We start from the raw sequence: 10,625 nt of genomic DNA on the forward strand, positions 1-10,625 counted from the left end.
ATGAATTCTGGTATGCCACTCGATTTGAACGCAATTGGCCAACCACAAACAGCATCTCGCTCGCCCCGCCGAAGAAAACAAATCTCCCTTCAAAACTTCAATTCGCTCAGGTCTTGGCTACAGCGGCTCCACCGCATATTGACTCCATTAACCCGGACAACGGCAACCAAGGCGACACTGTCGATGTAGTACTTTCGGGCTCTTTTAAAGGCGGCGGAACGATCAACTCAATCCCTGGCATTGGTGTAGAGGACCAAGATTTTGTGGATCAAACAACAATCGATGGGACTTTTGCAATTGCATCCAATGCCGCGGTTGGTGGAGTGTCCGTTACTGTTACAAATGAATCCGGTGTGATGAGCAACGCTGTAACCTTCACAATCAATGCGGGGCCTCCCAATGTTCAGTCTGTTGATCCAGACAACGCCTGCGTGGGGACAGCGGGAAATATGACAATTACGGGAAGCGGCTTTACTGGCGCCACCGTAACCTCAGGAGATGGCCTCGATCTTAGTAACGTGACTGTTCAAGGCGATTCAAGCATCACGGCTAACTATTCAGTCGAGGATCTGGCTACCCCGGGCCCCATAGAAATCATCGTGCAAAGCGATTACGGTAGCGACTCGGGGGATTTCACCATCAACGGCATGACGGTAACCAGCATCGATCCAGATAGCGGGTGTCTGGGCAAAAACGTGAACGTCACCATTGGAGGAACCTGTTTCATCAATGTTGCCGTGACGGCACCAAGCGGCATCACGGTATCGAATGTGGAAACTGTTAGTCCAACACAGGTGACCGCGACATTAGACCTTTCATCCACGGCCTCAAACGGCGTCAACGACATTACGATTAAGAACAATCGAGGCGATGGTGCTTCCGATACAGCCAACTTCACCGTACTTGGTGTGACAGCCATAAACCCCGATTCTGGTTGTGAGGGCACGTCGGTTGCCGCGAGGATTTCGGGATACGGTCTCGCAGGTGCTACACCATCCGGGCCCAGCGGCATCACTTTCAGCAATATCAACAACAGCAGCAACACCAGCCTGACTGCGACGATGGCTATATCGTCTTCTGCTCCAGTCGGTCAGGTTGACATTACGCTCGCTATGGCCAATGGCTGTTCTGACACCGCAGAGTTCACTGTGAATCAGCAATACATCATCACTTCGCAGACGGTCGCTACGCAGCCAACGAACCGTACGAGAACTACTATTGGTATAGGTGAAGTGGTGAATCTCACGTTTGCTGGAACAACAGCCACATGGCTTTTACAGGGACCTGGAACGCTAACACCGAACGGAAAGACCGCAACTTACACTGCCAGTGCAACAACCGGTCGCGTGGTAATTCAGGCCACAGCCCCCAACGGATGCTCAAGTGCCGCTGTATTTACAGTCATTGCTCCATCTGCCGTAAATGACCAATACCAAAGTCTATTGCATACTCAAGGAGACGCAAATATTGGAATGTGCGCTGGCGTCTACATCGGCCCTGATACGGTTAACTTCGGGGCGGTCTATATCCGAGAGGTTAACGAGGGTGCTACTGCCAGTGGTTGCTGGGCATGCATAAATGGGCAATGCCACTGCTTGACGTGTGCTTCGACCTATTGCAATTCCGTTCACGCCAGTTCAACAGTAACTAGCGGATATGGCACGCTTGTCGGGGTGGACACGATCTATTCCGGATACTGCGGCTCAAACACTTCTCCAGGATCAGTCAGTTTTACCATTCCGGTGCAATACAGCCTTGATAACAGTACGTGGGTCCAGTTCTTTACCGAAAGCCAAGTCCATACGCTGAACGGTGTGAACTTAAGTGCAAGCAAATGTGGGGCATCTACTCCGGCAACTACCATTAGCAGTCCTTCGGGTACAGGCACCTGTTTGACTTAGAGTCTCTCGAGGATCCGATGTTCACCGCTAGAAACCTCTTGACTTATGATCGGCATCAATCTCCCGATTGGTATCAGCGATCAGCAACATTTCTTCTCGTACTGGTACTCGCAGTTAACGGTCAAGCATTAAGTTGTACCTTGCAGAAGGAGGAAGCGGTCACCATGAATAGCAAAGTGAAAAACCTGGAAATTAATATTCTCCGGTTCTCAAAGACTCAAGACCCCGCTGATTTGCAGTTGGCGCTCTCGGAATTACAGGAAGCGAGTTCTGCCCCGTCGGACAAACCGATAGAGTCTGTTCCCTCCCTCACTAGCGAGTGGTTGCGTTTCTTCCTCGCTATAGATCAAGTGATCGACAAACTTAAGACTACTGTGACGCCACCGCTTCTCCATGTTATGCCGCCATCCGACAACAACGGCAACCTATCCGGCTATGCGCCTGGTGTTGATCCTGAGAGCATAAAAGATCCCGAACTCAAAAAGAGATATAAAGCTGCAATTGCAGAAAATGACAAGCGCTTAGCAGCTTGGAACAGATACCAAGAAATTTGCACCATTGAAAGACATTCAACTGGCGATTTCTTTGCTTGGGCCGGGTCCCGATACCGAAACAACTCAGAAGCTCGCAAGCAACTCTTGCGCGAAGCAACTAAGCTGAAGCTGAATACAGAGCGTATGACGAAAATCCATGAGGCTGTTGATTAACGAGAGTTGTAGAGAGCCCAACGTGATCCAAATTAGACAACATGAGCTAAATTTTAAAGGGAACATTAATGCAAATTCAAGAAACAGAGAGCAAAAGGATAATCGATTTCATTGCCTCCAGGTCGCAAGAGTCAATAACAGAGCAAGGTGGTTACTATCGAAGAGTCGTATTGTGTGTGTCACACCTAACGGCACCGAAAATCTGGGTTAAGTCTAGAAGTCTTACTGAGAAAGCGATAATTTCATAGGCAGTAATTGAAGGCGCGCAATGTATGAGTATCGAGATGTAAGAAGAGCCCATATCGAACTCACTACACGATGCAATGCATCTTGTCCTCAATGTCCACGTAACGTTCGCGGGGGAGACGTTATCTCTAGTTTGCCCATTGTGGAGTTGTCGCTTGATCATATCGCGAAAATTTTCCAACCAGAGTTCCTGAGCCAATTAGTTCACATTACAATCTGCGGAAACTATGGGGATGCTATATTTGCGCGGGATACGCTAAACATCGTTCAATTTCTACGATCGCAAAATCCACAGTTAGACATCGAACTGCATACGAACGGAAGCGCGCGTCCGGTTAAGTTTTGGGAACAACTTGCGAGAACTGTGAACCGTTGTGTATTTGCTATCGATGGCCTCAAGGATACTAACCATTTATATCGTCGAAATACCGATTGGGACACGATCGAGCGCAATGTGAGAGCCTTCATTGGTTCCGGAGGAATTGCAATCTGGAATTTTATCCCTTTTAGACACAACGAACATCAAATTTCGCAGGCTGCCGAGTTCGCCAGACAAGTCGGATTCAAAAAGTTTTATGTTAAACGGACTGGTAGGTTCTATTTGCACGGTGAACTTCATCAGTCGCTTCCTATTATGAACAGCGCTGGGCAAGTTGTTGGTCAGCTTGAGTTGCCAACTCACAAAAGCCTAAGAAACCCGGTGGCTGAAGCCTTATATGACAAAGGGGAAACCGCGACGAATTACGAAAAAGAATTGTCGCAAGCTCCAATTAGGTGCACGGTGCAGAACTCCGGGAGTATTTATATAAGCGCCGAGGGCTTCGTGTTTCCGTGTTGCTGGATGGCTCAAATCTACAGCCATAAAAGTCCGAGTAAAAGAAAGGTACAAATCCTGAAATTGATTAACGACTTTGGAGGCGGATTGGAGGCAATAGACGCAACGAAGAGACCCATTGAAGCAATTATCGGTAGCGCGATCTTTCAGGTTGCAATTCCAAATGGTTGGAACTCCGGCCCCGAACGGCTCGAGATTTGCACCCGGCAGTGTGGCCCATTTCGATTGAGTGCTTCGCAAAAAACTTCATCTCTAATTTGAAGAGTTTTTCAAAAGCGAAGCAGGTCACAAATCCCTTCACCCCTAGTACTGGCTATGACTACTCGTTCAACTTCATTAATCAATTGTAACTGTCTAAAAAAGTTACTTTGTGCCTATTGCTTTCCTGTGGGAGCCACAGCTCCGCGGTATAGTAGGGGGGCGGAAGTGGATAGAGCTGTTCCGAGGATGTCGCGGCCCGACCTGTCCACATTCGACGCACCAGGCTGAGCGCAGGCTGAATCTGACGAGATCCTATAGGCCGACATTTGCTGCCAGCTTTGAATGGGAATCAGCTTTCTATCAAAGCCTGGATCCGCAATCACTTGATGTTTGTCCCCTCGTTCCCCAGAGACGTGCTTCCCAAAAATGCAGTTCGAGTCGAAAGCAACGTGTGTCGCTTGAAGCGAATATCCTCCTCCCCCCTCACTGAAAACTATGTTGTTGAAGAAGAGCAGCCCGTCGGGGTCTCCTGGCTTGTGCTCTACATACCGGCCAGCCTCGACGATATGAGGTGACAATCCCTTTCCGATGAAAATAGTGTTGTTGTGAATGAGCGTATTTGTCACTGTGCCCCCGATACCGAAAATCCGTGCCCTGTCATTTTCGCTCAAGTTATAACGGATGATCGTGCCGTCGTTGGGAACTCCTTTACTTGGGTCGTTGACCACATTTGCCATGCCGCCCGCATTGTTGTGGCTCCAGTTGTCTTCAATAATTGTTCCTACCGCTCCGTCGTCGGCATCGAATGCGCCGTTTTCTCCCTCTCCTTGATTCTCCCCAGTATTGGATACTTCGTTATCGTGGATCACCGCATCCTTAGTGGCTACAAGAACTACAGCATTACCGTGGTGCCGCGCAGAGGCATATCGAATGACATTGTGGTCGATCTGAGGTCCCTGTGTGTAGCGCAAGAAGATTGCATTGCGACCCGTATCGACAATGGTGCTTCCGGTGATACGAATGTTTGAGTTGTGAAATTCGTTCCATCGCGGATCGCGAGGAGAAGCACTACCCTTGAGTTCGAACCAGATACCTTGGCCATCGACATGCTCAACAGTGCAGTGGTCGATGAGGATGTCATCGAAGCGGGCGGGACGGCCTTCTTTTGAAAAGCCGTAAACGCCGATCCCGCCAGAGCTTTTCGATTCGACGTCACCATTTACATCGCTTACATCCACGTCCACGATGTGAATTCCTGAAACCAAGCCCGAGGTTGAGACATGCAGCATAATTCCGTTGCGACGGTCGGGACGAGGACCGTGATTGGTCACCGCGATATTGCGAATTGTCCAGTAGCTAATTTCGCTAAGAAGGATGGTGCTATCGTCACCGTTTCCCTGCACGACGGGTTTTGCTCCGTTTCCCCACGAGCTGAGAATAATCGGCGATTCGGAGCTCCCACTTCCCTTCGGCCGGATGCTACCTGTCCACATCTCCCCGGCCCGCAGAAGAATTTGATCGCCTGGGTTGAACCGACGTCCGTTGATGTTCGCCAAAGAGCGCCAAGCCAAGCTCGGACTGCGACCGCTCTTGGAGTCGTCTCCAGTGACCGCGTCCACGTAGTATTGTTGTTGGCTCAATCCTCGCAGAACCGAACAGGAACAAACTAAGAGTATTGCGAATTTGGCAGTAAATTGTTGCAGGCTGAGAGGATGTCGATTCATCGTTTGCCTCCCCCGTAAACTATTCCGGTTAAGTCAACGATATTGATTGTGACCACTTTCCCGTCTATCGACGGACATATCCTACAAGAACTAGTTTATGCCTGCCAGTTGCATGAAGTTAATAATACCCAACTGAATTGCAAGTGCATCGCCGCTCAGCAATCATCGGCACAAGCTATTATGTTCGCATCGGTATAATCCGCTAAAGCACTGATGTACAATCCGATGCGGTGTGGGCATCGTTTTTCTTTCTCCAGCAAACATTGCCAAAATGAAATGGCCCCAAACAGGCTTTTAGATAAATATCAACTCGAATTATTTATCAATCCATAGCGGCCTACCTCCAACTCGGCCAAAGGTGGTCGGCGCGGAGTCATTCATCAGTGGTTCTCCTGAGTCTGCGTTAGCGAATGGAACATTCTTTCTTAACTGCGTAGCGGAGTCCGATGTATGTCACTACCTCTTCGCAAAAACCTCGCGAAAGAAACTCGGCTTTTTTCCAGGGAAGGCACTTGGATGGTCTGTGGATGTAATTCATTAAATTTCTTCCATGAACCACTTGGAGCCACCAACCTTCCCCTTTCATATGAGAGACCTCTGCCATGCGAGATGCATGGCTATGCTTAATACACATAGCTGTGATCGGGTTAATGTTCTCTTCTATCAGGCTTATAAACGCATTGCTGCTGCGGTACGTTTTGTACAGCCCATGATCATCCAGTTGCAGTCCTCGATCAAAATTCAACCATTTGCGTCCGCCTAATCGAATGCTCTCTCGTACAGCCTGAAGATATTTTGTGGCAATTGCGTCATCATTGTCCAGGCGAGTTGTGAGAATATACGGCGTTCTACCATTGACTCTGTGGATCTCCCTCTGAACTTCTATTTCGTCGAAATGAGAAAGAAATCTGATCTCGAATGGGCGCCTTCCTTGCAACGTCGCCAGTCGCTGCAAGATTGATAATGGCGTTTCGATATCCACAAAGATTATCCAGGAAAAGTCTTGGTTCGTCTGATTTGCCACCGAAGGAAAACAGACCGCCTCAAAAATGTCCATCCGATGCTGAAGCCATTCCTTGTCAGGAGCAGGGAGCTTCGCGAACGTCTGCACGTTAAATCGCGTGAGAAGGATATGTCGGATTGATGCCGCGCCCTCCGCCATACTCGCAGATTATCAATTCTTGCTTGAAAGGGGAACGCTTCTTTGGATTCAAACTGTACTTAGCCTGAGCGGTTTTAGTTACCTCAAGACGGCTCATCTTGTAGACAAGTAACTTATCCCTTGAATACCCTATATCCTTGGGCGCGGCACATCAGGTGCATTCGAACAAAATCCCGGAACATCACATTCTCGTGCCAATGAATCTTGCACGTAGGGTTGGGGATGGTATTCCTGTTATCAGCATAATAACGACTGTCTATAATCGAGTAAGCTGTCTTGCAAGATGTATTCAATCAGTACGGTCGCTCGATTTTAGGAACCACGAGCACATTCTAGAGTCAAATGTAATGCTAGCCTCGCTTGCGCGTCGTGAAAACGATTGGGGAATTACTCCGGCTTTTCTGGGGCTTAAGCTGTCACAAGGTGAATACGTATGTTTTCTTTCAGATGACAACGGATATCTCCCTCATCATTTCAATAGGCTATTGGATGAGCTTGAAAGCAATCCACTAATTGGATTTTCTTACTCATCTTGTCTTTACGACAATCGTCGCATATTGGCGGCACCCATCCCGGCACGTAAGCATATCGACCTCGGGCAGCCGCTATTTAGACGTAGACTATTCGACGAATATCTGGGTGGAACGCTTCCATTCAGCGAAAGAGCCTGGGACTGGCGAATGATTGAGCACTTTATCAACAACGGTGTTCCTTTCAGCCATATTAACGATGCGACTTTCGTCTTTCGACTCGCCAACTACCCACACCTATGGCCTAAGTAGCTATTTCGATATTGAACGATACTAACACTTGCAAATTTCGATTGACCTCTTGAAATTGCGATTCAAATGATCTCGTTCCAGAACCAGTGCTGGAATTGGTGCCTGCGAGGCTATGGCGTTGCTGTGTCGTGGTGCCTGCGTGCTTTCGCGGAGCGTTTTCGCAATCTGCCGAGAATCAAGGCCGACTCTGCCTCCTCCAGGCAGATCAGAAATCCGCACCTCCAATTCGCGAACATAACCGTGCATCTGCTGCAGCGCCTCGCCCGAAAATTGCCGACGAAGCTCAAGCAACTCCTGAAAGCGCTCGCGTTCGCCCGCAATATCCTTCAGTGTGTAACGCGTGAGCGGCGCCAGAATGCCCATCGCTTCGAGAATTCGCAAGATATCTTACCGTCGGGCTGTGCGTCCCGGTATCCGAATGCCCTGGAAGTCGAAGAGGCTCAGCCCTTCGGTCTCCGAACCGGACAAACTATCAGTAACCTAGAAATTCGGATTCTCCGCCCAATTTGGCGCCGTACGGGCCAAGGTCACGGGTGAGCTGCCGGAAGACGTGGCGAATGTCTTCGTGCATGTCATGCGCGATGTGGGTAGCCGTTGCATCTGCTCCCACTAGGCTTATCCCTTTGGGCTCCGCCGTTGCAGAACGTGGTGCCAAAGGTGACTGACCGTGAGGCGGAAGCGGGACAGAGCATAGTGATTTCTCCGCACGCCGAACTAGCGGATATGCTCACCTACAACAGACTTCAATTACTCGCCGATCTCAGGAACAGGGGCATGCATGCGTCGCCACAACTTGATCTTTACTTCTTGCAGCTTGGGCTACATGTGCTTGCGAACCGTCTGCCTAAGCACCAGAAACCATCCATTCTCTGTCTTCCCGTAGATATGCGTGAAGCTGAGGAAGTTGAAGGTCTCTGGCTTACTTGACCGGCGCGCTTTCGGTTCTTGGAGCTTGCCAGTCCTCAATCATACAGATCTTTCCACTGCTACTCCTTGCCGGTTCCGTGCTAGCGCACGGGATTCACTCAGCGTCGCGGTAGGGATACGGCTTACGCCGTACCCCCGCACAGATCCGGACGGGCGGATTTCCCGCATCCGGCTCTTGCCTCAGGTGGTGACGCGCAGACGGCGCGAAGGATAAGGGTGGTAGATATGGGCCGGAGGCAGCCAGCGTTGGATGAGCCGTTGCATTCGTTCCCACTGAACGCGTCCCTTTTGGCTCCGCCGTCGAAGAACGTGGTGCCAGAGGCGACTGACCGTGAGGCGGAAGTGGGCCAAAGCATACCGATTTCCCGGCACTCCGAAGTACCGGATATGCCCGCCCACAACGGACTTCAACCACTCCCCGACTTCCGGAACAGGGTCATGCATACGTCGCCGCAACTCGGTCTTCACCTCTTGCAGCTTGGCCTGCATGCGCTTGCGAACCGTCTGCCGAAGCACTATGAACCGTCCCTTCTTCGTCTTCCCGCAGATGTGCGTGAAGCCGAGGAAGTTGAAAGTCTCCGGTTTCCCCAGACCAGCGCGGTTTCGGTTCTTGGCCGCATGGCGTCCGAACTCGATCAGCCGCGTCTTCTCCGGGTGCAGCTCCAGTTGGAACTTCTGCATTCGTTGCTTCAGCTCCGCCCAGAACCGTTCGGCTTCATCTTTGAACTCGAATCCAACCACGATGTCATCGGCGTATCGCACCACGATTACATCGCCGTGCGCTCGCTTCTTACGCCATGCTTGTACCCAGAGATCGAAGACGTAGTGGAGGTAGAGATTCGCCAACAACGGCGATGCACTTCCGCCCTGCGGCGAGCCTGCTTCCACTTGCGTTCGCTTGCCCTCTTCCAGCACGCCCGCGTTCAGCCATTTCTGGATGAGACGCACCACGCGTCGGTCCGCTATCCGGTGCTGGAGGAATTGGACCAGCCAGGCGTGCGACAGCCGGTCGAAAAAGCTGCGCACGTCCAAGTCCAGCACCCAGTTCACACGTCTCCCGTCGAGTCCACACCACAGAGCATCCAGCGCTTGATGCTGGCTGCGTCCGGGCCGGAACCCGTAAGAGAAGCCGAGGAAATCCGTCTCGTAGATGTGATTGAGTACTTCCACCGCCGCACGTTGAACGAGCTTGTCCTCAAGCGCCGTGACGCCGAGCGGTCGCTGCCGCCCGTCCGCCTTCGGGATGTACACTCTACGAACCGGTTTCGCCCGGTATGCTCCGCGCTTCAGCCTATGGGAGAGGTTCTGGAGATTTGCCTCAAGAGCCTCGCCGTAGTGCCGCCACGTCTCACCGTCCACACCCGCCGCAGCCTGCCTCTTCAACTGGAAGTAGGCGAACCGGAGAGTGTCGATCCGGTAGATGTAGTGCATCAGAGCAGTGAACTTCACATCCTTGTTCGATTTTGCTGTCTGTGGTATCTGCGCCAGTTCACTTGGCGCGTCTACCCGGCCCTGAGTCCGGAACGCGTTTTGCTGGCCCAGATTCCCCTTGGCCAGACCCCTTCCCTCCATCTCCTCCGCCGCCGGTTGCCCAGCTTTCCACCCCAGCGACGAAGACCTGTCGCCGGGGACCCCGGCCTTGTTCGGAGACTTCCCCGGTACTATGGGTCTGTCCGACTTCCCGTGTTCGTTCATCATCGGCTCCAGTTCTTGAACTTTCCGATGCGCCCCAAGAGCACTGGCCGCTCTCGGGGGAACCCGGGGTCTCCCAACTTCCGTGCAAGATGTGTCCTCACGTGCCAGGGTCATAGACCGCGCAGGACTCCGTTGAAGCTTGCGAAAGCGCTTCGCAGGATGTTGCCTTCCGCGTCGTGTCAACGCGTCGGCGTCCTGAAGTTCGGGGTATTTCGCGGCTCGATAACCTGGCCCGTGGTTCCTCCTGTCTACGCTTCGTGTCTGACCTTGCGGTCATGCCCGCAAGACTCGGAGCCGGTGTGGCTGGCTAGGCCCTCACCGTACGGCTCTTTCATCCGCTACATCATGCCGGCTTGATGCGGTCTACATCATGTCCTCCAGTCTGGTTGCTACTGCGTTTGAAGAGCACGATGCTTGCGCATCGGGTTGGCGCTACGACACGTCA

At 51.5% G+C, this 10,625-nt stretch carries 8 protein-coding genes; 4 read left to right on the forward strand and 4 right to left on the reverse strand.

The genetic code is table 11. The annotated features are described in order from the left end of the window. The 3 genes from ABSG47_RS19680 to ABSG47_RS19690 form a co-directional block, all read left to right on the forward strand. Positions 1–1,901: choice-of-anchor Z repeating domain-containing protein (locus ABSG47_RS19680; protein WP_424171867.1), on the forward strand; the 1,901-nt coding region annotated here is incomplete at its 5' end. 164 nt (positions 1,902–2,065) lie between these two features. Then, positions 2,066–2,608 carry a hypothetical protein gene (locus ABSG47_RS19685; protein WP_424171870.1) on the forward strand — a complete coding sequence of 181 codons (543 nt, stop codon included), beginning with the start codon at positions 2,066–2,068 and terminating at the stop codon, positions 2,606–2,608. A 379-nt stretch (positions 2,609–2,987) separates the two neighbouring features. Further along, complete coding sequence (locus ABSG47_RS19690) at positions 2,988–3,950, forward strand: radical SAM family protein (RefSeq protein ID WP_424171873.1); 963 nt, start codon at positions 2,988–2,990, stop codon at positions 3,948–3,950. 113 nt (positions 3,951–4,063) lie between these two features. Here ABSG47_RS19690 and ABSG47_RS19695 read toward each other — a convergent pair whose 3' ends face one another. Further along, on the reverse strand, positions 4,064–5,614 hold the full coding sequence (locus ABSG47_RS19695; protein WP_424171876.1) for a right-handed parallel beta-helix repeat-containing protein: 1,551 nt from the start codon (positions 5,612–5,614) through the stop codon (positions 4,064–4,066). Positions 5,615–6,017: 403 nt separating this feature from the next. Further along, on the reverse strand, positions 6,018–6,776 hold the full coding sequence (locus tag ABSG47_RS19700; protein ID WP_424171879.1) for a glycosyltransferase: 759 nt from the start codon (positions 6,774–6,776) through the stop codon (positions 6,018–6,020). A gap of 347 nt (positions 6,777–7,123) precedes the next feature. Here ABSG47_RS19700 and ABSG47_RS19705 point away from each other — a divergent pair, with 347 nt between their 5' ends. Further along, on the forward strand, positions 7,124–7,558 hold the full coding sequence (locus ABSG47_RS19705; RefSeq protein WP_424171882.1) for a glycosyltransferase: 435 nt from the start codon (positions 7,124–7,126) through the stop codon (positions 7,556–7,558). Between the two features lie 21 nt (positions 7,559–7,579). Here the strand turns inward: ABSG47_RS19705 and ABSG47_RS19710 are convergent, their stop codons facing one another. Together ABSG47_RS19710 and ltrA are read right to left on the reverse strand one after the other, a co-directional pair. Then, a complete protein-coding gene (locus ABSG47_RS19710; protein ID WP_424171884.1) occupies positions 7,580–7,921 on the reverse strand; it encodes a hypothetical protein in 342 nt (113 codons plus the stop codon). A gap of 744 nt (positions 7,922–8,665) precedes the next feature. Beyond that, entirely contained in the window at positions 8,666–10,183 is a 1,518-nt protein-coding gene (ltrA, locus tag ABSG47_RS19715; protein ID WP_424171887.1) for a group II intron reverse transcriptase/maturase, read from the reverse strand. Between the last annotated feature and the right edge of the window lie 442 nt (positions 10,184–10,625).

The sequence above is a fragment of the Occallatibacter sp. genome (assembly GCF_049510455.1).
Lineage (GTDB): Bacteria > Acidobacteriota > Terriglobia > Terriglobales > Acidobacteriaceae > Telmatobacter.